20 protein-coding genes are annotated in these 25,204 nt (G+C 52.0%); 17 read left to right on the top strand and 3 right to left on the bottom strand.

Annotation, left to right across the window (positions count from 1 at the left end; genetic code table 11):
- Window positions 1-18: 18 nt before the first annotated feature.
- A complete protein-coding gene (locus DEV76_RS13710; RefSeq protein WP_109698480.1) occupies window positions 19-1,389 on the bottom strand; it encodes an alpha-L-fucosidase in 1,371 nt (456 codons plus the stop codon).
- 260 nt (window positions 1,390-1,649) lie between these two features.
- On the opposite strand from DEV76_RS13710, the gene DEV76_RS13715 reads away from it, so the two are divergent.
- Both DEV76_RS13715 and DEV76_RS13720 read left to right on the top strand, forming a co-directional pair.
- Window positions 1,650-2,549, top strand: coding sequence for a sugar phosphate nucleotidyltransferase (locus DEV76_RS13715; RefSeq protein ID WP_109698481.1), 900 nt, complete (start codon window positions 1,650-1,652; stop codon window positions 2,547-2,549).
- 5 nt (window positions 2,550-2,554) lie between these two features.
- Window positions 2,555-3,622, top strand: coding sequence for a phosphotransferase enzyme family protein (locus DEV76_RS13720; RefSeq protein WP_109698482.1), 1,068 nt, complete (start codon window positions 2,555-2,557; stop codon window positions 3,620-3,622).
- Window positions 3,623-3,816: 194 nt separating this feature from the next.
- Here DEV76_RS13720 and DEV76_RS25930 read toward each other — a convergent pair whose 3' ends face one another.
- Window positions 3,817-4,053 (bottom strand): hypothetical protein, encoded by a 237-nt coding sequence (locus tag DEV76_RS25930; RefSeq protein ID WP_142676385.1) that lies wholly within the window; start codon window positions 4,051-4,053, stop codon window positions 3,817-3,819.
- Window positions 4,054-4,065: 12 nt separating this feature from the next.
- Here DEV76_RS25930 and DEV76_RS13725 point away from each other — a divergent pair, with 12 nt between their 5' ends.
- From DEV76_RS13725 to DEV76_RS13795, 15 genes are all read left to right on the top strand, one after another.
- On the top strand, window positions 4,066-4,968 hold the full coding sequence (locus tag DEV76_RS13725; RefSeq protein ID WP_109698483.1) for a branched-chain amino acid transaminase: 903 nt from the start codon (window positions 4,066-4,068) through the stop codon (window positions 4,966-4,968).
- A 259-nt stretch (window positions 4,969-5,227) separates the two neighbouring features.
- Window positions 5,228-6,907, top strand: a complete 1,680-nt coding sequence (gene ilvD, locus DEV76_RS13730; RefSeq protein WP_109698484.1) for a dihydroxy-acid dehydratase — start codon at window positions 5,228-5,230, stop codon at window positions 6,905-6,907.
- A complete protein-coding gene (gene ilvB, locus DEV76_RS13735) occupies window positions 6,873-8,624 on the top strand; it encodes a biosynthetic-type acetolactate synthase large subunit (protein WP_232826946.1) in 1,752 nt (583 codons plus the stop codon). The genes ilvD and ilvB overlap by 35 nt, the downstream gene beginning before the upstream one ends.
- Before the next feature lie 26 nt (window positions 8,625-8,650).
- Entirely contained in the window at window positions 8,651-9,193 is a 543-nt protein-coding gene (ilvN, locus tag DEV76_RS13740; protein ID WP_109698486.1) for an acetolactate synthase small subunit, read from the top strand.
- Between the two features lie 49 nt (window positions 9,194-9,242).
- Window positions 9,243-10,286: a ketol-acid reductoisomerase gene (gene ilvC, locus DEV76_RS13745; RefSeq protein WP_109698487.1), complete on the top strand. Its 1,044-nt coding sequence runs from the start codon at window positions 9,243-9,245 to the stop codon at window positions 10,284-10,286.
- A gap of 132 nt (window positions 10,287-10,418) precedes the next feature.
- Window positions 10,419-11,675: a threonine ammonia-lyase IlvA gene (ilvA, locus tag DEV76_RS13750; RefSeq protein WP_109698488.1), complete on the top strand. Its 1,257-nt coding sequence runs from the start codon at window positions 10,419-10,421 to the stop codon at window positions 11,673-11,675.
- Between the two features lie 298 nt (window positions 11,676-11,973).
- On the top strand, window positions 11,974-13,083 hold the full coding sequence (locus tag DEV76_RS13755; protein ID WP_109698489.1) for an NAD(P)/FAD-dependent oxidoreductase: 1,110 nt from the start codon (window positions 11,974-11,976) through the stop codon (window positions 13,081-13,083).
- Between the two features lie 86 nt (window positions 13,084-13,169).
- Window positions 13,170-15,557, top strand: coding sequence for a glycoside hydrolase family 95 protein (locus tag DEV76_RS13760; RefSeq protein ID WP_157962883.1), 2,388 nt, complete (start codon window positions 13,170-13,172; stop codon window positions 15,555-15,557).
- A gap of 19 nt (window positions 15,558-15,576) precedes the next feature.
- Window positions 15,577-17,046 (top strand): alpha-L-fucosidase, encoded by a 1,470-nt coding sequence (locus tag DEV76_RS13765; RefSeq protein ID WP_109698491.1) that lies wholly within the window; start codon window positions 15,577-15,579, stop codon window positions 17,044-17,046.
- A gap of 136 nt (window positions 17,047-17,182) precedes the next feature.
- The gene (locus DEV76_RS13770; RefSeq protein WP_109698492.1) at window positions 17,183-18,826 is read left to right on the top strand and encodes a sodium/sugar symporter; all 1,644 of its coding nucleotides are present in this window, start codon (window positions 17,183-17,185) and stop codon (window positions 18,824-18,826) included.
- 37 nt (window positions 18,827-18,863) lie between these two features.
- Window positions 18,864-20,354 carry a xylulokinase gene (locus DEV76_RS13775; protein ID WP_109698493.1) on the top strand — a complete coding sequence of 497 codons (1,491 nt, stop codon included), beginning with the start codon at window positions 18,864-18,866 and terminating at the stop codon, window positions 20,352-20,354.
- Between the two features lie 12 nt (window positions 20,355-20,366).
- Window positions 20,367-21,695 (top strand): xylose isomerase, encoded by a 1,329-nt coding sequence (gene xylA / locus DEV76_RS13780; protein WP_109698494.1) that lies wholly within the window; start codon window positions 20,367-20,369, stop codon window positions 21,693-21,695.
- 14 nt (window positions 21,696-21,709) lie between these two features.
- Complete coding sequence (locus DEV76_RS13785) at window positions 21,710-22,645, top strand: aldose 1-epimerase (protein ID WP_157962884.1); 936 nt, start codon at window positions 21,710-21,712, stop codon at window positions 22,643-22,645.
- A gap of 70 nt (window positions 22,646-22,715) precedes the next feature.
- Entirely contained in the window at window positions 22,716-22,901 is a 186-nt protein-coding gene (locus DEV76_RS13790; RefSeq protein WP_109698496.1) for a CsbD family protein, read from the top strand.
- A 136-nt stretch (window positions 22,902-23,037) separates the two neighbouring features.
- Window positions 23,038-23,778, top strand: coding sequence for a carboxypeptidase-like regulatory domain-containing protein (locus DEV76_RS13795; RefSeq protein WP_157962885.1), 741 nt, complete (start codon window positions 23,038-23,040; stop codon window positions 23,776-23,778).
- Between the two features lie 65 nt (window positions 23,779-23,843).
- On the opposite strand, the gene DEV76_RS13800 is transcribed toward DEV76_RS13795, so the two are convergent.
- A complete protein-coding gene (locus DEV76_RS13800; RefSeq protein ID WP_109698498.1) occupies window positions 23,844-25,070 on the bottom strand; it encodes a hypothetical protein in 1,227 nt (408 codons plus the stop codon).
- Between the last annotated feature and the right edge of the window lie 134 nt (window positions 25,071-25,204).

A 25,204-nucleotide genomic window follows, 5' to 3' on the forward strand; every position in this document is an offset into this window, starting at 1 on the left:
TGGAATTGACTGCGTTGGCTATCCCTGCAATCCTCCCTTGCCGCGGTACAGTTTCACGGGCTTGTCGAGCTTCAGTTCCAGAACAGTCATGTATTCATCCTGCACGTTTTCAGGCACGGTGATGTAAACAAGGCCGGGCACAGGGCTCCAGCTGATTTTGCCTACGATCTTATGCGACAGTTTAGTGCCATTGCCAACAACCGTAATGTCTTTGATCTGGTTGTCGAGCCCTTTCACCATGACTTGTCCGGTTACTTTGCCGGAGAGGAAGAGGTATAATGTGGTAGAGTCTTTACTTAAAGTAGTAGGTCCATAGAAGTGGCCCTGGGGGATGCCTCCCAATGTGCTGAAGATGGCGCTTTCGTGCTTCTTGTTCCATTTGCCCAGCTCGCGCAGTACGTTTACCTGCTCAGGGGGAATGGTACCGTCTGCTTTCGGGCCAATGTCAAGGAGCATGTTACCACCATTGCTGATAGCGTCGGCGAAGATGGTGATTACTTCATATGGTGTTTTCCAGTTGGTATCCTGCGGCTGCCATCCCCAGTTGTTGTTGATGGTCATGCACAGCTCCCACCATTCGAAATGCGGGCGCTGAACGGGGAAGTTCTGTTCCGGCGTGTCGTAATCGCCATAGCCCATAAGGCGGCCGTTGATGATGGTGTTGGGGTTATGGGTGGTGAGCATTTTGCGCACTTTCTGCGCTTCCCATTCGTCAGCACTGTGTTCCCAGTCGCCGTCGAACCACCAGAGGTCGGGATTGAACTGGTTCATGACTTCTGCCAATTGTCCCTGGTAGAATTGCTGGAAGCGTTTCCAGCGCTCGGGGTCGTCTTTAACCTTATAGCGGCTGCTGTCTTTGAGGAATCCGGGATAATCGTTGCTGGTCCAGTCGATCAGCGAGAAGTAAGCACCGGCTTTGATGCCGCGCTGGCGGATGGCCTCGAAGAATGGCGTGAGCACGTCGCGTTTGGCGGGTGTGCTTTTGGCGGTGCTGAGGTCGTTGAACTTCGTGTCCCAGAGGGCAACACCGTCGTGGTGTTTGGTGGTGATCACCGCATACCGGGCGCCGGAGGCGGCGATAAGGTCTGCCCAGGCCTGGGGATCGTATTTGTCAGCGGTAAAGCCTTTTATCTGTGCCATGTAATCGGCATGTGAGATCTTTTTGTTATGGAAGCTCCAGCTTTCATCGATCCCGTTCACGGAGTAAATACCCCAGTGAATGAAGATACCAAGCTTGGCGTCGGCGAACCATTGCATTTTCTCCCTGATCTCATCCGGCTTCGTTTGCTGCTGCTGTTGAAGAGGTTGCTCTTTCTGCTCCTTCGGTCCCTGTTGTGCGCAGGAAGCAAGCAGCGATGCCATGGCTCCCGCCAATACTAGTTTTTTCATTTGAAATGTTTGTTAACCTGAAAATCATGTTCACTGTTTCCCCCGTTCCCCGTGGCTTATCATACATAGGTGCTGGCATGAATGGGGGTGCTGCTCCCGCAGGAGGCAGGCTTACAAAAATAGACGGATTCAATAAAAACGGCGTCTTTTTTGTATAACCGGTCGAAAAAATAAGGATTTAACCGGTTTGGGAAAAATTTAATGTTTATTTTTAGCCCCCGATATTAATTCGACTTGACATTATAAACTAATATCAGCTAATGCAACCGACTTTATTGATCCTGGCAGCCGGAATGGCGAGCCGGTATGGAAGTTTGAAACAGATCCAGCAGTTTGGCCCCAGCGGTGAAACGATCATCGATTACTCCATCTATGACGCTATACGCGCAGGGTTTGGCAAGATCGTATTTATTATCCGCGAAAACTTCGCTGAAGAATTCAAAGAGATATTCGAGCCCAAACTGAAGGGAAAAGTGGAAACGGCATACGTTTTTCAAGATATGAAAGCCTTTACGGATGGCTTCGAAGTACCTGCAGACCGTACCAAGCCCTGGGGTACCGCCCACGCAGTGCTCTGTGCGAAAGATGCCATCAATGAGCCTTTTGCAGTGATCAATGCAGACGACTTCTACGGCTACGACGCTTTCAAAAAGATGGCGGAGTTTCTGAAGGACGAGTGCGACTCTAACCGCTACAGCGTAGTAGGGTATGAGCTGGGCAAAACCGTGAGCGATTACGGTTCCGTTTCCCGTGGTGTATGCGAAGTAAACGACGCCGGCAACCTCGCTGGTATCGTGGAGCGTACCAAAATCACCGTGGAAGATGGTAAGATCGCTTATGAAGACGGTGATGTTAAAGTGGAACTGGGCCCTCAAACGCCGGTATCCATGAACTTCTGGGGCTTCGATCCTTCTGTGTTCGAAGTAAGCGAGAAGCTCTTCACGCAGTTCCTGGAACAAAATCTCTCCAATCCTAAATCTGAATTCTTCATCCCCATCGTGGTAGATTCCTTCATCGCTGCCGGCCTCGGCTCCGTGAAAGTGATCCCTACCAGCTCGCAATGGTTCGGCGTTACCTATAAAGAAGATGCGCCGGGCGTGCAGGCCTCTCTGTCCGCACTCGTAAACAAGGGAGAATATCCTGACAACCTCTGGAAATAAGTAAAATGGTACATACCGACATCCTTAGCGCATTCGGGCTTCAGCCCGCCGAGTTCTCCATGCAGAAATTCGGGAGCGGACATATCAATAACACATTCCTGCTGACCGGGGAAAACAACCAGCGTTACATCCTCCAGCGGATCAATACCTACGTTTTCCGCGAGCCGGATGTGATTGCCCGCAACCTGAAGCTGGCCGGCGATTACCTCGACCAGCACCATCCGGAATACCTCTTCATCAAAGCCATTCCCACAAAGGAAGGGGAGGAGATGTATCAGCACGGGGAAGAATACTGGCGCATGATCCCCTTCATCGCGGATTCCACGTCGGTAGACCAGGCAGATAACACCCGCCAGGCATACGAAGCGGCGAAGCAGTTCGGTTTGATGGCTCGCATGTTTCATGGAATTGACCTGCATGAGTTCAGGGCATCTATCCCCAACTTCCATAATCTCACCCTGCGCTACGCTTCCTTCCAGGAGGCCATCCGTACGGCGAAGGAAGAAAGGAAGGCATTTGCCGAAGCACTCATCGAGCAGTTCCTCCGCTACAGCGATATCGCCGTAACGTTTGAGTCGCTTAAAACCAACCCTGAGTTTACCGACCGCCTCATGCATCACGATACCAAGATCAATAACGTTTTGCTGAAGAAGGATACCTTCGAAGGCATCTGCGTATGTGATCTGGACACCCTGATGCCCGGTAAGGTAATTTCCGACCTGGGGGATATGGTGCGTACCTATGTATGCCCCGTATCGGAGGAAGAGCGTGATTTCAGCCAGATACAGGTACGGGAGGAATATTACGAAGCCCTTATGAAAGGATACCTCTCAGAAGTAGGCAGTACGCTTACCGAAACTGAGAAACAACACCTTTTCTATGCCGGCAAGTTCATGATCTATATGCAGGGCATCCGTTTCCTGACAGATTACCTGAATGGTGACGTGTATTATCCCATCAAGTATCCTGAGCATAACTTCAACCGTGCGAAGAACCAGCTTACGCTGCTGGAGTGCCTCATCGAAAAGCAACCTGCGCTGCAGGCGGTGATCGATAAGTGCCTCGCTTCCTAAAGGAAACGTATATATTATAGGGAATGCCCTCCTGGTAAAGCCGGGAGGGCATTTTTTATGTTAGATGGCGTGCGGGTATATTGCGGTATTTTTGAAATTTATCCAAAATATAGCTGAGTTATTTCGATATTCTTAAAAAACGGAGTCGGGATTAATTTTTCTCAAAATATTGAGATTTGTGTTGGTTTTTATTTTCAACCCTTATACATTTGTGTAGATAACAAAAAATCATCAGCACCTCCATGTGGGTAAACAAAGACAATAACGCAATCAATCACATCGTAGCTCAGCTCAACTGGGCCATTACGCTCGTCGTGATCGTCGTTGTCATTATTACCCGCCAGCCAATTGGAGGATAGACCAGCGTGTATAATAATAACAAACAATAAACGCCTTCCTCCACCGGGAAGGCTTTTTTTTTGGGTACGCAAATTCCAATTTTTATGTATAGCTATTACAACGAAAACACGATTCTTTACTTTAACGGGGCTTTCCAGAAAGCCTCTGAGGCCAAAATCGACTTGTACGGCCAGTCGCTGCACTACGGATACGCAGTATTTGAAGGGATCCGCGCATATAAAACCGCCAGCGGGGAAGTGAAGATCTTCAAGGCGAAAGAGCACTTCGACCGTTTTAAGCGCTCCTGCGAACTGATCCACATGCCGTATGACTTCAACAACCAAGAATTGATCGACGCATGCTATAAGATCCTGGAATTGAACAATATGGAAGAAGCGTACATCCGTCCGCTCGCCATTTGCCCTCCCAACATGACGCTGAAGGCAGCTGAAGAAACGCACATCCTCATCTGCGCATGGGAATGGGGTGCTTACCTGGGCGAGAAGCTCCTCCGCGTAATGCTTTCTTCCTACCAGCGCCCGAACCCGAAAGCGTTCAAAATCGAATCCAAATCTGCCGGTCTGTACGTAAACTCCATCCTCGCCTCTCAGGAAGCGAAGTCCAAAGGTTTCGACGAAGCACTGCTGCTGGATATCGACGGCTTTGTGGCTGAAGGCCCCGGCGCCAACGTATTCTACGAGAAAGACGGTACTATCTATACACCCGCCCCAGGCAACATCCTGCCCGGTATCACCCGTGCAACCGTAATCGAGATCTGCCACGAACTGGGAATACCCCTGGTAGAGAAACAAATCACTGTGGAAGAGCTGGAAGGCGCAGATTGCGTGTTCTACTGCGGTACCGCTGCCGAAGTGGTAGGCTGGGACAGCTTCAACAACAAAGGTTTTGCCAAACCCTGGGCACAATCCCTCGGTAAAATCATTCAGCAGGCTTACAAAGCCAAAGTGCTGGAGAAAGAATTCGATAAAGCAGCTATTCCTGCCTGATATTGAAGGAATTCCCCTGCCGGCAAGGATCCGCTGGCAGGGGAGCCCCTTCCTCCCTCCTGAAAGCGTTACACAGCCGTTGAATGGCGTAAACGCTTTTCTCTCCAACCCTCACCCATAGCGGATTTTGGCTCTCAATGCCACCTTTTGAAGACCGGGAGCAGCCGAATTATAGGTTTGAATTTCACGCGCCCCGGATATAATTTCAACGATAATTTAATATTTCAGACAGCCGACAACGGTATTTAACCGATAGATCATGGAGTTAAACAAATACAGCAAAACGATTACGCAAGACCAGACGCAGCCGGCCGCCCAGGCCATGCTGTACGGTATTGGACTGACGGAAGGTGACCTGAAGAAAGCACAAGTGGGCATTGTTAGCATGGGCTACGATGGCAACACCTGTAACATGCACCTGAACGATCTGGCGAAAAAAGTAAAAGAAGGCGTTTGGGCTAACGATCTCGTAGGCCTTATGTTCCACACCATTGGCGTATCCGACGGCATTAGCAACGGTACCGATGGTATGCGCTATTCCCTCGTAAGCCGTGATCTGATTGCTGACTCCATTGAAACTGTTTGCGGCGCTCAATATTATGACGGCCTCATCACCGTGCCCGGCTGCGATAAGAACATGCCCGGCTCCCTGATCGCCATGGGGCGCCTTAACCGCCCTGCCATCATGGTATACGGTGGCTCCATTGCCCCCGGTAAATGGAAAGGACAGGACCTCAACATCATTTCCGCCTTTGAAGCCCTCGGACAGAAAATGGCCGGCAACCTCGACGATTCCGATTTCAAAGAAATCATTCAACATAGCTGCCCCGGCGCCGGCGCCTGTGGCGGTATGTATACGGCCAACACCATGAGCTCCGCCATCGAAGCCATGGGTATGAGCCTCCCTTACAGCTCCAGCAACCCTGCCATCAGCAAGGAAAAAGAAGAAGAATGCCTCGCTGCGGGTAAAGCCATCCGCCTGCTGCTGGAGAAAGATATTAAACCGCGCGATATCATGACCTTCGAAGCGTTCGAAAACGCTATCGTAGTTATCATGGCCCTCGGCGGCAGCACCAATGCGGTGCTCCACCTCATCGCCATCGCAAGATCGGTAGGCGTGAACCTCACCATGGACGATTTCCAGCGCCTGAGCGACAAAACTCCGCTCATCGCTGACCTCAAGCCCAGCGGCCGCTTCATGATGCAGGACCTCCACGAGATCGGCGGCGTGCCCCTGGTAATGAAATACCTCCTGAAAAAAGGAATGCTCCACGGTGATTGTTTGACCGTTACCGGTAAAACCATCGCGGAGAACCTGGCTTCGGTACCCGATATCGAATTTGAGCAGCAACCCATCATCGTGCCGCTCGAAAAGCCGCTGAAAGCCAACGGCCACATCCAGATCCTGTACGGCAACCTCGCCGAACTGGGTTCCGTGGCTAAGATCACCGGTAAAGAAGGGGAAGCCTTCACCGGTCCGGCCCGTGTTTTTGATGGTGAATTTGAATTGATCGCAGGGATACAGAATGGCCGCGTAAAAGCAGGCGATGTCGTCGTTATCCGCTACGTAGGCCCCAAAGGCGGACCCGGCATGCCGGAAATGCTTAAGCCTACCAGCGCGATCATGGGCGTTGGTCTGGGCAAGAGCGTTGCGCTCATCACCGACGGCCGTTTCTCCGGCGGTACCCACGGGTTCGTGGTTGGGCACATCTGTCCTGAAGCCTACGACGGCGGCACCATCGCGCTGGTGAACGACGATGACATCATCGAGATCGATGCGGTGAATAACGTGATCAAAGTACATGTGTCGGACGAAGAGCTGGCAAAACGGAAGGCGGCATGGAAACAGCCTGCCCTCAAAGCAACGAAAGGAATCTTATTTAAATACGCTAAACAAGTTAAAAATGCAACAGAAGGATGTGTTACCGATGAAGAGTGAAGACTCTGATAAGCGGGAAGCCGCCACGCCCGAGATCATCACCGGTGCGGAAGCCGTTATACGGTCACTGATTGCCGAAGACGTGGACACCATTTTTGGTTACCCCGGTGGTGCTATTATGCCCATCTATGATGCCCTCTATGATTTTCAGAATAAAGTACATCATATACTGGTACGTCACGAACAGGGCGCCACGCATGCCGCTCAGGGTTATACCCGTGCCGGTGGCAAAACCGGCGTAGTGTTCGCCACTTCCGGCCCCGGCGCAACCAACCTCGTAACAGGCCTCGCAGATGCTTACATGGACTCAACCCCCATGGTATGCATCACCGGCCAGGTTGCTGCTGTGCTCCTCGGTACCGACGCTTTCCAGGAAACCGACGTGATCGGCATTACCACGCCCATCACTAAATGGAATATCCAGGTTACCCGTCCGGAAGATATCCCGGGCGCTATCGCCAAAGCTTTCTATGTAGCGAAAAGCGGCCGCCCCGGTCCGGTACTGGTAGATATTACCAAGAACGCGCAGGTGGGTAAGCTCGATTTCCAGTATAAAGCCTGCGATTATATCCGTAGCTACAAACCCGTTCCCGTGCTCGACATGGAGGCTGTGCAGAAAGCTGCTGATGTGATCAACAACGCTAAAAAGCCTTACATCCTCGCCGGCCACGGCATCCTCATCTCCGGTGCGGAAAAACTGCTGGTAGAACTGTCTGATAAAGCACAGATACCTGTAGCATCCACACTGCTGGGGCTCTCCGCCATGTCTACATCGCATCCCAATTATGTGGGTATGCTGGGTATGCACGGTAACTACGGTCCTAACATCAACACCAACGAAGCAGATGTGATCATCGCCATAGGCATGCGGTTCGACGACCGTGTGACCGGCGAAGTAAACAGCTACGCCCGCCAGGCGCAGATCATCCACATCGAGATCGATAAAGCTGAGATCAACAAGATCATCAATGCCGACGTAGCGGTACATGCCGATGCGAAAGATGCCCTTACCGCACTGCTCCCTCTCATCAATAAGGCGGATCACGCAGAATGGCTGGAAACCTTCCGTGCGGCAGACCGTATGGAAGAAGAGAAAGTAACGAGAAAGGAACTGTACCCTACTGAAGGCCAGCTTAAAATGGCAGAAGTGGTACGCCTCATCTCCGAACAAACCAATGGCGAAGCCATCCTCGTAACCGACGTAGGGCAGCACCAGATGATCGCCAGCCGGTATTACCGCTTCAAGAATCCCAACACCAACATCACCAGCGGTGGTATGGGCACTATGGGCTTCAGCCTCCCGGCTGCCATGGGCGCCAAAGTAGGTGCGCCGGATAAAACAGTGGTGGCGGTGATTGGAGACGGTTGCTTCCAGATGACGCTGCAGGAACTGGGAACCATTTACCAGACGCAGATCGGCGTTAAAATCGTAATCCTGAATAACAACTTCCTTGGAATGGTTCGGCAGTGGCAGCAGCTGTTCTTCGACAAGCGCTATTCTTCCACCGAAATGATCAACCCCGACTTCGTGCAGATCGCGAAAGGGTTCTTCGTTCCGGGCCGGAAAGTTACTGAGCGCAGCGAAATAGCCGGTGCCGTAAAAGAAATGCTCGACACTCCCGGCGCTTACCTGCTGGAAGTAGTGGTGGAACAGGAAGATAACGTATTCCCAATGGTGCCCGCAGGCGCACCGCTCACATCCATCCGCCTCGAGTAGTTCATTAACCATTAACAGGACCAACAATGCAAAAAGAATATACAGTTACGGTATACACAGAAGACCGGTGCGGGATCACCAACCGCATCACCGTGATCTTCACGCGCCGTGGCATCAATATCACCAGCCTTACCACCGCCGAAACGGAGGTGCCTGGCATCTATAAGTTCGTTATCACCGTAATGAGCAACCGGGAATTGCTGGAGAAAGTGGTAGGGCAGATAGAAAGGCTCATCGAGATCCACCGCGCTTTCGTACATGACGAAGACGAAGTGGTATACCAGGAGCTGGCGCTGTATAAAGTATCTACGAAAAGCCTTCACAACGGCGATATCGAGAAGATCATACGCGACAACAATGCACGCATCCTCACCATCACCCCCGATTACTTCGTACTGGAGAAAACCGGGCACCAGCAGGAACTGATCGGCATGCTTCAGAAACTGGAGCCGTACGGCCTGATCGAATATACTAAAAGCGGAAGGGTGGCCATCGTTAAATGGAGCCGCCGCTTCCACGAACATCTCAAGGATCTGAGCCTGTTGGAAGCAGACAACCTGAAAGATTAATTTATCAGTAACACAAACATTAAAACTTTTTAAACAACACTATCACAACATGGCAACCATCAATTTTGGCGGGGTTCTGGAAGACGTAGTAACCAGAGAAGAATTCCCCATGGAAAAGGCAAGAGAAGTGCTGAAGAATGAAACTATCGCTATCATCGGATACGGCGTACAGGGCCCCGGCCAGGCGCTTAACCTGAAAGACAATGGTTTCAACGTGATCATCGGTCAGCGCAAGAATTCCAAAACCTGGGACAAAGCCGTTGCTGACGGATGGGTACCCGGCGAAACACTCTTCGAAATCGAAGAAGCTGCTCAGAAAGGCACCATCATCCAGTACCTGCTCAGCGACGCCGGTCAGATTCAACTGTGGCCGACCCTGAAGCCGTTCCTCACCAAAGGTAAAGCCCTGTATTTCTCTCATGGCTTCGGTATCACTTATAAAGAGCAGACCAATATCATTCCTCCGGCTGATGTAGACGTTATCCTGGTTGCCCCTAAAGGTTCCGGTACATCTCTCCGCCGCCTGTTCCTCGCAGGTCAGGGCCTGAACTCTTCCTTCGCCATCTTCCAGGACGCTACCGGCCACGCTCGTGACCGCGTTATCGCCCTCGGTATCGGCGTTGGTTCCGGCTACCTGTTCGAGACCGACTTCAAGAAAGAAGTATTCTCCGACCTCACCGGCGAACGTGGTACCCTCATGGGTTGTATCCAGGGTATCTTTGCTGCGCAGTACCAAACCCTGCGTAACAACGGTCACTCTCCGTCTGAAGCCTTCAACGAAACCGTGGAAGAACTCACTCAGTCTCTCATGCCCCTCGTTGCTGAGAACGGTATGGACTGGATGTACGCCAACTGCTCCACTACTGCTCAACGCGGTGCGCTGGACTGGTGGAAGAAATTCCGTGACGCTACCCAGCCTGTATTCGACGAACTGTATGCTTCCGTAGCTGCAGGTAAAGAAGCACAGCGCTCTATCGATTCTAACGGTCAGGCCGACTACCGCGAGAAGCTGAATGCTGAGCTGGAAGAGCTTCGCAACAGCGAAATGTGGCAGGCAGGCGCAGCAGTGCGTCAGCTCCGCCCCGGCAAATAATAAAGCCACAAAAAATAGAATATGAAAAGTACCAGGAAAATGAAAGGAGCCGGCTGCGGCGGCGTTTGCTTGATTTGAAGCAGGTTCCTTTCCACCCGGTACTTTTCTTTTTTATTTTAACCAACCATCATAATGTCTCAAGTTCTCCATACAATCGATACGCAGCAGGTTTTAGCAGCCGCCGCAAGGCTGAAAGGCGTAGTTACCCGCACGCCCCTCACATACAATACCAACCTTAGCAGAAGATATCAGGCCGATGTGTATCTCAAAAGAGAAGATATGCAGGTGGTACGCTCCTATAAGCTCCGCGGAGCTTACAACATGATGTGTACCCTCCCTCCGGAAAGCCTCGCCAACGGCGTTACGTGCGCCAGCGCGGGCAACCACGCACAGGGCTTTGCATGGTCGTGCCGCCGCCTGAATGTAAAAGGCGTTGTGTTCATGCCCATCATCACTCCAAAGCAGAAAGTAAACCAGGTGAAAATGCATGGGGGCGACAGCATCGAGATCCGCCTCGTGGGCGATACCTTCGATGATTGCTCCGCCGAAGCCCAGGCTTTCACCCGCGATCATAAAATGACTTTCATCCCCCCGTTCGACGATCTGAAGATCATCGAAGGGCAGGGTACCGTTGGTCTCGAAATCCTCGAAGAGCAGCAGGATATCGACTTCCTGTTCATGCCCATCGGCGGTGGCGGCCTCGCTTCCGGCGTAGGCGCTTATTTCCGCACCTTCAGTCCGCAGACAAAGATCATAGGCGTAGAGCCGGAAGGCGCCCCTTCCATGCTGAAAGCACTGGAAAACGGCGGTCCGGTTACGCTTCCGGAAATAGACCGCTTTGTGGACGGTGCAGCCGTTAAAAGAGTGGGCGATCTCACCTTCAGTATCTGCCGCGATGTGCTCGATAAAATGAGCCTCGTGCCCGAAGGGCGCATCTGCTCCACCATCCTCCGCCTGTATAACGAAGACGCAATAGTGGTAGAACCCGCTGGCGCCCTCTCCATAGCGGCACTCGATGATTTCCGGGAAGAAATCAAAGGGAAGAAGGTAGTGTGTGTAGTAAGCGGCAGCAACAATGACATCGACCGCATGCAGGAAATCAAAGAGCGCTCCCTGCTCTATGAAGGCCTCAAGCATTACTTTATCGTGCGCTTCGCCCAGCGTCCCGGCGCCCTGAAGGAATTCGTGAACCATGTACTCGGGCCAGATGATGATATCACCCGGTTTGAGTTTATCCAGAAGCATAACAAGGAAACCGGCCCGGCCCTGGTAGGGGTGGAGCTGAAGTTCCGGGAAGATTATGACAAGCTGCTGGCCAACATGGAAAAATACAATGTGCATTATACCGAACTGAATAAAGACGACAATCTGTTCGGCTACCTCGTTTAGTATTGGTTCAACCTATAGTAGTAGTGTTAAGTCCCCGGTCGATTGATCGGGGCTTTTTTATGTTTTTATATAAACATTTGTAATTCAATTAGATATAGTTTTTCCCTGCTGACATCCTACTGCCATCCTTCAGTGATCCTTCAGTGGTGTTCAGTGGTGGTACAGGTTTGAGGGTGTTTGACTGAAGGATCACTGAAGGATCATTGGAGAATTAATGCTGTTTAAGTTAGAAATGATGGCACAATATCCCCCTTTAACCAGCATTGTCTTATTAACGGAGTATTCATACATTCGCAATATGCTCAGTTTTTGGGAAAAGCAAAGTTTACTCGCATACGACTGCATCGTAATCGGCAGCGGCATCGTGGGCCTGTCCACTGCTATCAGCCTGAAGGAGAAATACCCTAAAAAAAGGATCGCTGTACTCGAACGCGGACTTCTGCCTGTAGGGGCCAGCACCCGCAATGCCGGTTTTGCCTGTATCGGGAGCCTTACAGAGATCCTGGACGATCTGGCATATATGCATTCCGATGATGTGGTGAAACTCGTCCAATTGCGCCGTAAAGGCCTCCAATTACTGCGTGCCCGTATCGGAGACGACCGGATGCATTACCGCGAGCGGGGCAGCTACGAGCTGATATCCGAAGCAGAGATCCCGGCACTGGACCGGCTCGATGAAGTGAACAGCCTCCTCAGCCACATCCTCCCCGGACCGGCATTTACCATGGCCGACGACAAACTTCCCAAAACAGGCATCGTTGCAAGGCATCTGGTTGAGAACAACTTCGAAGGGGAATTAAATACCGGTATGATGATGCGCACCCTTATCGACCTCACCCTCGAGCGTGGCATAGAGATCAAAACCGGATGCGAAGTACTTGGGATTGATGAATCCCCCACCGCCGTAACCGTCAGGGTAGCCGGCGGACTTTCTTTTACAACACCTTACCTGGCAGTATGTACGAACGCCTTCACCCCGGCGCTCATCCCTAACCTGGATATTGCCCCCGGGCGCGGGCAGGTACTGGTGACCGAACCTGTGAAAGACCTCCCTTTTAAAGGCGTATATCATTTCGATAAAGGATATTATTATTTCCGTGAACTGCAGGGCCGCGTGCTTTTCGGCGGCGGGCGCAACCTCGATCTGTTAGGGGAAGCCACTACCGAACTGGAACTCAATGCGGTGATACAGGCCGACCTTGAAGAAAAGCTCCGGACTATTATATTGCCGGGGCGCGAAGTGGCCATTGAGCACCGCTGGTCGGGCATTATGGCATTTGGCAGTACGAAAGAGCCAATTATTAAAGCACATTCAGCACGTATATTCCTTGCAGTGAGAATGGGAGGGATGGGCATCGCCATCGGTTCCGAAGCCGGTCGCATGCTGGCAGCAATGATTCCGGCATAAGATTATCGCCAATAATGGTGTTTATTTCGCCCCCGCTTGTATGCAAAGGGGGCATGCAGTATATTGTTCAAGCAACGTTTACGGTTATGAAAAAGATCCTTGTACTCATGATGGTGCTGGGGAATTCGGCCCTGGCGCAACAGTCACCTCTCACACTCTGGTATTCCAAACCAGCCAACAGATGGGAGGAAGCGCTGCCCGTAGGCAATGGCCGCCTCGGCGCCATGGTTTACGGCCGTACCGGTAAGGAAATCCTCCAGGTGAATGAGGAAAGCGTATGGGCAGGCGTTAAATTCAATGATGCCAACGCCGATGCCGGTAAATACCTCGACACCATCCGCCGTCTTATCTTCGAAAACAAAAACGCGGAAGCTTTCGCTATTGCCGACAAACATTTCCTCGCTACCGATGGCGGTAATCCCGCCCGCCCTGCCCGCAGCTTCCGTTCCAACCAAACGTTGATGAACGTGAACATCGACTATGGTTTCGGAGAAACAGAGCAGTACCGCCGCAGCCTGGAACTCGTTTCCGGCGTAGCACTTACCACATTCAGCGCCAACGGTGTAACATACAAACAGGAAGTGATCGCTTCCAATCCCGACAATATTATTGTTGTACATATCAGCGCTTCCAAACCGGGCGCTATCAATGCCGTGCTTTCCCTGACCCGGCCAGATCCCCGCGATACATCCATGCAGGTAAGGGACGCGAAGGTAACCGCCGTTGGCCGGCAGCTTGTACTCGACGGACAAATCATCGATAAAAACGATAAAGAGAATAAAGGCCCCGAAGGTGCACATATGCGTTTTGCGGGCATCGTACAGGTTGTGCCTTCAGGTGGTACTGTTGCTGCAAAAAGCGGTACCATACATGTGAAAGGCGCCGGTGCGGTAACGCTCTATATTCAGGGCGCTACCAGCTATAATGCCGTGAAGCAGGACCTCGATCCCGGACCGGCAGTAGCTATGACCAAAGCACGCCGCCTGCTGACAGCTGCTGCGGCAAAATCATACGCAGCCATCAAAGCAAAGCATATCGCGGATTTCAGTCCCATCATGCAACGCGTTAGCCTTGACCTGGGCAATTCCCCCAATAGCGAACTGCCTACAGATGAAAGGCTGATGGCTGTGAAAAAGGGTGGTACGGATGTAGACCTTATGGAATTGTATTTCCAGTATGGCCGTTACCTGCTGCTGAGCAGCTCCCGCGGTCCGGGTGTATTGCCCGCCAACCTGCAGGGCATCTGGAACCAGCATATGGATGCGCCCTGGAATGCCGACTTCCATACCAACATCAACCTGCAGATGAACTACTGGCCTGCGGAAGTGACGAACCTGTCACTCACCACAGTCCCGCTGTTCGACTTTATGGACCGCCTCCGCCCCGAAGGGCGCATCACCGCTAAAAAGATGTACAACGCCCGTGGCTGGGTGGTGCATCACTGCACAGATGCGTTTGGTAAAACCGGTGTGCAGAACGGCGTAGGCTGGGGTACCTTCCCTATGGGCGCCAGCTGGATGTGCCTTCACTTCTGGGAACATTTCGCATTTACACTCGATTATAAATTCCTCCGCGAAAAAGCATATCCCCTCATGAAGGAACATGCCGAGTTTGTGGAAGATTATCTGATAAAAAGTCCGGAAGGTTACCTCGTTACCTCTCCCGCCAGCTCTCCCGAGAACCAGTTCGTTCACCCCGTTACCGGCAAGGCCACTGGTCTTACTTACGGGCCTACCATGGATAACCAGATCATCCGCGAGTTCCTTTCCAAATGCGTAGCCGCTGCACAGGCACTGCGTACCGACTCTGCCGATGTGGTGCGCTGGGAAGATATTATCCGCCAGTTACCACCTACCCGTACGGGGAAAGACGGCCGTATTCTCGAATGGATCGATGAATATGCAGAAGTGGAACCGGGGCACCGCCATATCTCTCATTTGTTTGGCCTGCACCCCGGTACACAGATTACGGAACAATCGCCCAGTCTTTTCGAAGGCGCCATGCGCACCCTTACGGGCAGGCTGGCTAAAGGCGGCGGGCATACGGGATGGAGCCGTGCATGGATCATCAACTTCTACGCCCGTCTTAAGCAGGCAGACAGTGTGTATAACAACATGCAGGCCCTGCTGGCCAAAAGCACCCTGCCCAACCTGTTCGATACCCACCCGCCCTTCCAGATCGATGGTAACTTCGGCGGAACGGCCGGTATCGCGGAAGCGCTGCTACAGAGCCACGGGGCTTATGTGGAACTGCTGCCCGCCTTACCTGCACAATGGAAAACGGGAAGTGTGACAGGGCTTTGTGCAAGAGGGGGCTTTGAACTGGATTTGACGTGGGCGGAAGGAAAGCTGACCGCCATCACGCTGCGCTCTACCACCGGACGGAATATTGTACTTAAATACGGACAGCATTTATTACCGCTATCGGTTGAAAGAGGAAAAACCGTACAGGTTCCGGTAGAGCAGTTACTCTGACAAATAAACAAGCAAGTATATGATGAGAAAATGGCTGAAGCTCCTGGTATGGGCGCTGCTGCCCGCCACCGCTATGGCGCAGTATAAGCCCACGTGGGAATCGATCGACAGCAGGCCCGTTCCCGCATGGTTCGAGAATGCGAAATTCGGGATCTTCATTCACTGGGGAGTGTATTCCGTACCCGCATGGGCACCGAAAGGGGTGTATTCCGAATGGTATCAGCAATGGCTGCAATCCGGTAAAACTTATGGTAACGGACAGAACGGTACTACCGCCGTTCTCGATCATCACAACAAGGTATACGGAAAGGATTTCTCCTATTACCAGTTTGCCGACCTCTTCAAAGCAGAAGACTTTGACCCCGAGGCATGGGCCAAACTGTTTGAAAAATCAGGCGCCAAATACGTAGTACTCACTTCCAAGCACCACGATGGCTTTGCCCTCTGGCCCAGCAAGGAAGCCACCAAAGCCTTCGGGCGTCCCTGGAACGCGATGGACGCCGCTTCCAAACGCGACGTATTGGGCGACCTTACCGCTGCAGTGAAGAAAACACCGGTGAAAATGGGCTTCTACTATTCCCTCTACGAATGGTACAACCCCCTGTACTCCAGCGGGAAGTATAATGAATATGTGACCACACACATGATCCCTCAGCTGAAAGACCTCGTGAACCGTTACAAGCCCGACATCGTTTGGCCTGATGGTGAGTGGGATCAGACAGACAGCACCTGGCAGTCGCTCGACTTCCTCACCTGGCTGTACAACGAATCGCCCGTGAAAGAATCTGTTGTGATCAACGACCGCTGGGGTAAAGGCATCCGTCAGAAGCACGGTGGTTATTTCACTACAGAATATGAAGTAGGTAAAACATTCACCAGGCCATGGGAAGAGTGCCGTGGTATGGGATACTCCTTCGGTTACAACCGTAACGAAGATATCGAGGATTACAACAGCGCACAGTCGCTCATCTACCTCCTGCTCGATATTGTGAGCGGTGGCGGTAACCTTCTGCTCGATATCGGGCCGGATGCGCATGGCAAGATTCCCCCCATTATGCAGGAACGTTTACTGCAGATCGGCAAATGGCTCGACATTAACGGCGAAGCCATCTACGACACCCGTGCCTGGAAAACACCCGCACAGTGGACGGCCGGCAACCGCGAGCAGCCCAAGCATACTGGTTATGTAAGTGCAGAAGTACTGCTGAAGCAAACCGTAGACCCCGCACCGGGTTATGCCCGCAAGGAGCTCTTCTTCACCCGTAAGGGCGATGTGGTGTACGCCATTGCTCCGGTAATGCCTGTTGGCACACTGGACATCAACGGCGTAACACCGGCTGCAGGCACCACTGTACAGCTGCTGGGGCACCCCGGCAGCCTGAAGTGGACCAAAACCGCGAAAGGCATCCGCGTTACCGTACCGAAGCTTTCTGCAAAGGAAACGCCCGGAGAATACGCCTGGACGTTTAAGGTTACCAAAGCCAGTTAATTGATAATGAAGTATTTAAGTCGGACGGGTAACCGCCCGGCTTTTTTTTATTTATATTTTTAACTGTAGAATTAACAATTAAAAATTTGTTGCTATCTTGACAAACTAATCCACTTCACGTTATACTGATACTAATATGAATCACAAACTTTTACCGTACGACTACATCGTATTTGCGATTTACTTCGTAATTGTGGCCGGTTACGGTTATTACATTTACCAAAGAAAGAAGAAGGCGCATGCCGACACGAAAGACTTTTTCCTTGCCGAAGGCTCGCTGACCTGGTGGGCTATTGGCGCATCCCTTATTGCCTCTAACATTTCTGCCGAGCAGTTTATCGGTATGAGCGGCTCCGGCTTTAAAATGGGCCTGGCCATTTCTACTTACGAATGGATGGCCGCTGCCACGCTGCTGGTAGTTGCGGTCTTCTTCCTGCCGGTTTATCTCAAGAACAAGATTTACACGATGCCGCAGTTCCTAAGCCAGCGGTATAACGGAACGGTGGCCACTATCATGGCAGTGTTCTGGCTGTTGCTGTATGTGTTCGTGAATCTTACTTCCATCCTGTACCTCGGTGCCCTCGCGGTATCCACCATCTCCGGCTTCAGCTTTACGGCCTGTATGATCGGGCTGGCGGTATTTGCCATCATCATTACGCTGGGTGGTATGAAGGTGATCGGTTTTACGGATGTGATCCAGGTGTTCTTCCTCATCCTTGGTGGTCTCGCTACTACTTACCTCGCACTCAACCTCGTATCTAACCACTTCGGCGGTGTGCTCGATGGCGGAAATACGCTGAATGGTATGTGGGACGGGTTAGGATTACTACGGCAAAAAGCGCCGGAGCATTTCCATATGATATTTGAAAAAGACAATCCGAACTATAAAGACCTTCCGGGTCTGGCAGTACTCATCGGTGGTATGTGGATCGTGAACCTCAACTACTGGGGTTGCAACCAGTACATCACACAACGTGCGCTGGGTGCCGATCTGAAGACCGCACGCAACGGCCTGCTCTTTGCCGGTTTCCTGAAACTGCTCATGCCCATCATCGTAGTACTGCCCGGTATCGCAACCTATGTACTGTGGAAGAACGGTATGTTCCAGCAGGAAATGCAGGTGGTGGTAGATGGTGTGGCACAGGTGAAGCCCGACCATGCTTATCCCATCCTCCTCAATCTGCTGCCTGCAGGCCTGAAAGGCTTGTCATTCGCGGCACTCACCGCTGCCATCGTGGCTTCCCTCGCTGGTAAAGCCAACAGTATCGCCACCATCTTTACACTGGATATTTACAAGAAACACTTCAAGAAAGAAGCTTCTGAAGGTGAGCAGGTGAATGTTGGCCGTATTGCCATCATCGTATCCTGCATCATTGCCGCTATCGTAGCACCCGCACTGGGCAACCTCGATCAGGCGTTCCAGTTTATCCAGGAGTATACCGGCTTCATTTCTCCGGGTGTATTCGCCATCTTCATCATGGGCTTCTTCTGGAAGCGTACCACTGCCGCGGCTGCACTGGCTGGCGCTGCACTGGCCATCCCGCTGTCGGTAGCCCTCATGTTCATCTTCCCCGACCTGCCGTTCATCAACCGTATGGGCTGGGTGTTTGTGATCATCGTGGCAGTGATGGTGATCATCAGTCTGATGGACCCAAAAAGCAAAAACAATCCCAAAGCGCTCGATATCGATACCTCTATGTTCAAGCTCGCTCCCGGCTTTACGGTGGGTGCGATCATCATCTGCGGTATCCTGGCGGCTTTGTACACAATTTTCTGGTAGTATTTACCAATAGCATCTTTTTCCCACGTCTGCGAATATGTCATTTTTACTAGGTTACGATATTGGATCTTCTTCCATCAAGGCAGCGCTGCTCGATGCATCGAGCGGGCGCTGCCTTGCTACTGCCACCGGCTCCGACGAAGAGCTGCGCATCCGTGTTCCCAAGCCCGGCTTTGCCGAACAGGACCCGGAAATGTGGTGGGAAGAAGTAGTGAAAGCCACCAGCCGCCTGCAGCAACAGCATCCCTTCGATGCCACTGCCGTTAAAGGCATCGGTATTGCTTACCAGATGCACGGGCTGGTGTGTGTGGATGAAAAGCTCGCCGTACTGCGGCCTTCCATCATCTGGTGCGATTCCCGCGCTGTACAAACGGGAGACGAAGCTGCGAAGCAATTGGGCAGTGATTACACCCTGCCGCACCTGCTCAATTCTCCCGGTAACTTTACCGCCTCCAAGCTGCGGTGGGTTCAGCAACACGAACCTGAGGTGTATGCGAAGATCCGGCACATCATGCTGCCGGGCGATTTCATCGCCATGCGCCTCACCGGTGTACCGGCCACTACATTGTCCGGCCTTTCAGAAGGCATCTTCTGGGACTTTGCAGCGGGCAAGGTGTCGGATAAACTGTTGCAGTTGTATGGCATCGATCCCTCGCTGCTATCGCCCATAGTGCCCACATTCGGGGAGCAGGGGCGTGTTACGAAACAGGCTGCAGCATTGCTTGGGTTGAAAGAAGGAACACCGGTTACTTACCGTGCCGGAGACCAGCCTAACAATGCCTTTTCACTGAATGTGCTGCAACCCGGAGAAGCCGCTACCACTGCGGGCACTTCCGGAGTGGTATATGCCGTGGGCAGTGAGCCGGCGTATGATGCAGAGAGCCGTGTAAACACCTTTATCCATGTGAACAATACAGCTGAAGAAAAGCGTAACGGCGTGCTCATGTGCCTCAATGGCACGGGCATCCTCAACAGCTGGCTGCGGCAGGTATCGGGCGGTATACCGTATGATAAGATGAACGGGTTGGCAGAACAGGCACCTCCCGGTGCGGAAGGGCTGCGGGTGTTTCCGTTTGGGAATGGGGCGGAAAGGATACTGGCCAACCGGCTCCCCGGCGCCAGTGTACAGGGCCTCGATTTCGGGATACATTCACAGGGGCACTTACTCCGTGCAGGTCAGGAAGGTATCGTGTTCGCTCTCGCTTACGGGATGGACATCATGCGCGAAATGGGACTTAGCTTCAAACGCGTTCGCGCAGGTAAGGCTAATATGTTCCTCAGTCCGCTTTTCCGCGAGGCATTCGCAAATACAACCGGTGCTGAAATTGAATTATATAATACCGACGGAGCGCAGGGCGCGGCAAGAGGAGCAGGCGTTGGGGCAGGGGTTTTCTCTTCCTTTAAGGAAGCCTTCCGGGGGATGGACTTACTCGAAGCCATTGCACCGGATGCCCGTGTACAGAGCGCTTACCAGGAGGCTTATGCCGATTGGAAGATCAAACTTCAGCAAATATTATCGAACCGATAAAACTCATATTCCATGCAGATCATTACAGGAAACAAAACGTATTTTCCCAATGTGGGGGCAGTGAAATTCGAAGGCCCCAAATCCGACAATCCTTTTGCGTACAAATGGTACGATGAGAATGCTACCATCAATGGCAAAACACTCCGCGAGCTGTTCAAGTTTGCCGTAAGCTACTGGCATACCTTCTGCGGCACCGGCGGCGATCCATTCGGCCCTGGTACCAAAGCGTTTCCCTGGCTTACCGCCAGCGATCCCATCCAGCAGGCGAAAGATAAGATGGATGCAGCGTTTGAGTTCATCACCAAACTGGGTGTTCCTTACTATTGCTTCCACGATATCGACCTTATCGACGAAGGCTCCAGCATCGCTGAGTATGAAAAGCACATGCAGGCGATCGTTGATTATGCAAAAGAAAAACAAAAAGCCAGCGGCGTGAAACTGCTCTGGGGTACCGCTAATGTGTTCAGCAATCCGCGTTACATGAACGGCGCTTCCACGAACCCCGACTTTTCTGTGGTAGCCTACGCAGGCACACAGGTGAAGAACGCCCTCGATGCCACGATAGCTCTCGGTGGTGAAAACTACGTATTCTGGGGCGGCCGTGAGGGTTATATGACGCTGCTGAATACCGACATGAAACGTGAGCTGGACCACCTCGGCCGCTTCCTCACCATGGCGCGCGACTATGCACGGAAACAGGGCTTCAAGGGTACCTTCTTCATCGAACCCAAACCCTGTGAGCCTACCAAACATCAATACGATTACGACAGTGCCACAGTGATCGGTTTCCTCCGTGAGTATGGCCTTGATAAAGACTTTAAGCTGAACATCGAAGTGAACCACGCCACCCTCGCCGGCCATACCTTCCAGCATGAGCTGCAGGTAGCGGCAGATGCGGGTATGCTGGGCAGCATCGATGCCAACCGCGGCGATTACCAGAACGGATGGGATACCGACCAGTTCCCCATGAACCTCAACGAGCTGGTGGAAACCATGCTGGTGATCCTTGAAGCAGGCGGCTTTGCCGGCGGCGGTGTGAACTTCGACGCTAAGGCACGCCGCAACTCTACTGATCTGGAAGACATCTTCCATGCACACATCGGTGGTATGGATGCATTTGCACGCGCCGCCTTTGTGGCCGACCGTATGCTGCGCGAATCACCTTACCGCCAGTTCCGTAAAGACCGCTACGCTTCTTTCGACGCTGGTAAAGGGCAGGAATTCGAAACCGGCAAGCTTAGCCTCGAAGATCTGCGCTCCTTTGCCATTGCTAATGGTGAGCCAAAACAAACAAGCGGCCGTCAGGAATGGCTGGAAAACATCATCAATCAGTATATTTAGGGCAAAATCGAAGCATGGCATTCAGTATATCGCATAAAGAAGAGAACGGCTTTTCCATTATCGCACTGCAGGACGATGCAGGGGCGGAAGTACAGATCATCCCCAACTATGGCGCCCTGCTGCACGCATTCAGCGTGCCTCACGGCACCGGCTCCCTCAACCTCATCGACAGCTACGCCAGCGTGGCGGACCTGCAGGCGGGTGTTCTGGGCAGCTTCAAGAGCGTAAAGCTCAGTCCGTTTGCGTGCCGTATTAAAGACGGTACGTACAACTGGCAGGGGAAGGATTATACCATCCGCAAATCACCCATCCACGGCCTGCTGTTCGATCAGGCTTTTTCCCTCATAAAGGAAGAGGCAACAGACAGCTTTGCGGAAATCTCCCTCGAGCATCACTATAATGGTGATGATCCCGGATATCCGTTCCCTTACCGTTGCGAAGTACAATACCGCCTGCTGCCGGAGCAAACCCTCCAGGTTACCACGGCAGTTTTTAACCTGCATAATGCTCCCATCCCCCTGATGGATGGCTGGCACCCGTATTTTACCACCGGTACCCCGGTAGATAAACTGGAACTGCAGTTTACCAGCACCTCCATCGTGGAGTTCGATGAAAAGCTCATCCCTACGGGTAAGGTGCTGCCGTTTACGGAGTTTAATGCCGGTAAAAGCATGAACGGGGTAAGCCTCGATAACTCTTTTATGCTGGATTTTGAAGCGCCTGCACCTTTGTGTACGCTTACGGACCCGGAAAAGAAGATCCGTATCGAGTTCTATCCCGATAAAAGCTATCCCGTGCTGCAGGTGTATACCCCGCCGCACCGGAACAGCATCGCCGTAGAGAACCTGACCGGAGCTCCTAACGCCTTTAATAATGGAATGGGACTGGTAACGGTGGAAGCGGGTACAAGTGTCATTTTTCAGACGGCGTTGAAGATCAGCGGGCTCTAATTGCTGTTTGGCACAGACTTTGGATTTATGGCATAACCCCTTCATTGTTTAACATGTAAATTGTCATGCCATGGACATCCTGATGATCAAGGACCGGTGGAGCGAGATCAAGTCTAAGCTGAAACAGCTGTTTGCAGACCTCACGGAAACGGATCTCTCCTATGAGCAGGGGAAAGACGACCGCCTCATCCGCCAGATTCAAATCAAACTCGGTATAACGAGGGATGAGGTCATATCACTGATCCGCTCCCTTTAACCAACGAAACTGCCGCAATTCCCGGGGAAGCGATTCCTTCGGGAATTGCTTTTTTATATTACATTCGTGTCATAACTATTTACCGGACGCAAATGTTAGAATTGATATGAAAACCACCAGATTGTACTTGATAACCATGCTTCTGACCTGTTTGGCGGGAGTGGCAGCATTGCCTGCAATGGCACAGAATGAAACGCCTGTGACCCTTCGGGGACAGGTAACCAGTTCCGACGGAAAGCTGGTTTTATACCCCGCCACCATCCGGAATAAGAAAACCGGTGCCCGCGTTTTCTCCGACCAGGGAGGCTACTACCGCATCGCCGCCCGGCAGGGAGATGAAATCCTGATATCATTCATCGGATATGTGTCTGACAGCGTGAAGGTCGTTAACCTGGCAGGCACGCAGGTATCCAACGTACGCCTCAAAGCCCGCGAACGCTTCCTGCCCCAGGTAGAGATTTCCGGGAAATACAACGCTTACCAGCTCGATTCCATGGCCCGGTACGAAGAGTTCAGGCCTTTCCTCGAAGCAAAAGAACAAACACTGGTGAATACGGAAAAGCGGACTCAGGGTGGGTTCGGCGTGGTGTTCAGTCCCTTTACCCGCGGTTCCAGAAGCCAGAAAGACCTCCGGAAGTTCAAAAAGTTGTACGATGAGAATGAGGTGAACCAGTTTATTGATTACCGCTACTCCAAAAGCTTTGTAAGCTCAGTAACCGGTTTTAAAGGCGACTCCCTTTTGCAGTTTACCCAGATCTATACACCCAGTTACAATATGCTGCGCACCATTAATCAGGAAGACCTGATCATGTGGATCTCCGTTCGGGCCAAATTATGGCGCCAGAACCCTGCCGCCCGCATGAAAGAAAACGACTAACAGCTTTACCACATAAAAAAAACGGCTGACCTTCTTACAGGTCAGCCGTTTTTGTTTTCATAAGCTTAATTCAGCCGCTTCACTTTAAAAAGACCTTTGACCGTAGTGGTGCCGGTAGTGGGCGGGGTAGTGAATATAAAGTATCCTGATTTCTGCAATTGGAATGTGCCGATGATCCAGCCACCCACATTGCCGGTTTCCATTACTTCCACCTCTCCGGGGCTGGGTACTGCCTCTCCGCCTGCGTTGTAAACCTGTGCGTATGTTTTAGAAGTGCCGATGTTGAGGAGGAAGAGGATGTTGGTAGCATTCCAGGCAAATTTCCCGGTGCTTTTGCCATTCCATTTTACACTGGCGGTTGTTCCGTTCTGATCCGCCATCACAAAGCTTTCTCCGGTAGTGATATGCCCGCCGGCATTGCCATAGGTGGTATAATCACCACCTGCGATGGATACGGAAATACCTTCCGGTGCAGTGAATATGCGGGCCATGACCATACCCACCGCTTTGCCTTTGGATTTGATGTTGACTATGGCCAGTGCGGGATTCACAGCCGGTATCTTGGCGGGAGCGGTGTATTTGCCGGTATTCCCTGTTCCGGCCAGCGTGCCGCTGCCCTGAAGCGTCCATTCACCAACGAACTTAGGGTCCAGCAAAGTTTTAGGATCTACAAGGGCTGCTTCCTGGCCTTCTTTGGTGAGGGGAACGAGCAGATCGTCGTCGCTGCCCGGGAGCACGTATTTTACAGCAAGTGTAACCTGCTGGCCCAGATCAGCTACAGACAGGTGTGGTTCCAGTGAAATAGCTTCAAAGAAGCTCCAGTCGGAGAAGTGGGTGGTTTTCACTTCAATGGTTTTTTCGGCTTCCCTGTGTACTGCGCCCTGGGCGTACCAGATACCATCCGCTTTCTGGGTGGCTATGCCCAGTGCTGAAGGTATGGTGCCGTTGAGGTCTTCCTCCGTATACTTAATCTGCAGCGTAGCGGGCTTTTTGAAAGTCAGTGCTTCTGGCTGGAGGCGGTAAGCAAGCCCTTTGCCACCGGGGGTGGTATTGGTAATGGGCTGAATGATAAATTCCGTTTCATTTTCTATTGCACCAGCGGGGAGGATGAGGGTGAGGCGGCCCCCGGGATATTCAATGGTGCCGCCGGCAGCACCGATCTTTTTACGGAATACGGTACCATCGGGAGTGCCTTTGGCCTGAGGGGCGCCTTTTCCGTCACTGTTGCCGTTTCCATTGCCGTTTCCGGGAACCGGGTCAGGATTTACGGGTTTGTCTGGGGAGCATTGCATTAAAAGTGTGGTTGCCGCGAGTAGAAGGGGTAAAAACAAAAATCTTTTCATGATTGCATAATAACTTTTAGAATGGGGCAAAGTTAGAATGCATGAAAAACCTGTATCTCCGTAAAAACCCGTATTTCTACACT

This window comes from Chitinophaga deserti (assembly GCF_003149455.1).
Classification (GTDB): domain Bacteria; phylum Bacteroidota; class Bacteroidia; order Chitinophagales; family Chitinophagaceae; genus Chitinophaga; species Chitinophaga deserti.

Bases quoted from the DNA above. Each gene is read 5' to 3' on its own strand.
- DEV76_RS13710 (WP_109698480.1), bottom strand. From the start codon at position 1,389: ATGAAAAAACTAGTATTGGCGGGAGCCATGGCATCGCTGCTTGCTTCC.
- DEV76_RS13715 (WP_109698481.1), top strand. From the start codon at position 1,650: ATGCAACCGACTTTATTGATCCTGGCAGCCGGAATGGCGAGCCGGTAT.
- DEV76_RS13720 (WP_109698482.1), top strand. From the start codon at position 2,555: ATGGTACATACCGACATCCTTAGCGCATTCGGGCTTCAGCCCGCCGAG.
- DEV76_RS13725 (WP_109698483.1), top strand. From the start codon at position 4,066: ATGTATAGCTATTACAACGAAAACACGATTCTTTACTTTAACGGGGCT.
- ilvD (WP_109698484.1), top strand. From the start codon at position 5,228: ATGGAGTTAAACAAATACAGCAAAACGATTACGCAAGACCAGACGCAG.
- ilvB (WP_232826946.1), top strand. From the start codon at position 6,873: ATGCAACAGAAGGATGTGTTACCGATGAAGAGTGAAGACTCTGATAAG.
- ilvN (WP_109698486.1), top strand. From the start codon at position 8,651: ATGCAAAAAGAATATACAGTTACGGTATACACAGAAGACCGGTGCGGG.
- ilvC (WP_109698487.1), top strand. From the start codon at position 9,243: ATGGCAACCATCAATTTTGGCGGGGTTCTGGAAGACGTAGTAACCAGA.
- ilvA (WP_109698488.1), top strand. From the start codon at position 10,419: ATGTCTCAAGTTCTCCATACAATCGATACGCAGCAGGTTTTAGCAGCC.
- DEV76_RS13755 (WP_109698489.1), top strand. From the start codon at position 11,974: ATGCTCAGTTTTTGGGAAAAGCAAAGTTTACTCGCATACGACTGCATC.
- DEV76_RS13760 (WP_157962883.1), top strand. From the start codon at position 13,170: ATGAAAAAGATCCTTGTACTCATGATGGTGCTGGGGAATTCGGCCCTG.
- DEV76_RS13765 (WP_109698491.1), top strand. From the start codon at position 15,577: ATGATGAGAAAATGGCTGAAGCTCCTGGTATGGGCGCTGCTGCCCGCC.
- DEV76_RS13770 (WP_109698492.1), top strand. From the start codon at position 17,183: ATGAATCACAAACTTTTACCGTACGACTACATCGTATTTGCGATTTAC.
- DEV76_RS13775 (WP_109698493.1), top strand. From the start codon at position 18,864: ATGTCATTTTTACTAGGTTACGATATTGGATCTTCTTCCATCAAGGCA.
- xylA (WP_109698494.1), top strand. From the start codon at position 20,367: ATGCAGATCATTACAGGAAACAAAACGTATTTTCCCAATGTGGGGGCA.
- DEV76_RS13785 (WP_157962884.1), top strand. From the start codon at position 21,710: ATGGCATTCAGTATATCGCATAAAGAAGAGAACGGCTTTTCCATTATC.
- DEV76_RS13790 (WP_109698496.1), top strand. From the start codon at position 22,716: ATGGACATCCTGATGATCAAGGACCGGTGGAGCGAGATCAAGTCTAAG.
- DEV76_RS13795 (WP_157962885.1), top strand. From the start codon at position 23,038: ATGCTTCTGACCTGTTTGGCGGGAGTGGCAGCATTGCCTGCAATGGCA.
- DEV76_RS13800 (WP_109698498.1), bottom strand. From the start codon at position 25,070: ATGCAATGCTCCCCAGACAAACCCGTAAATCCTGACCCGGTTCCCGGA.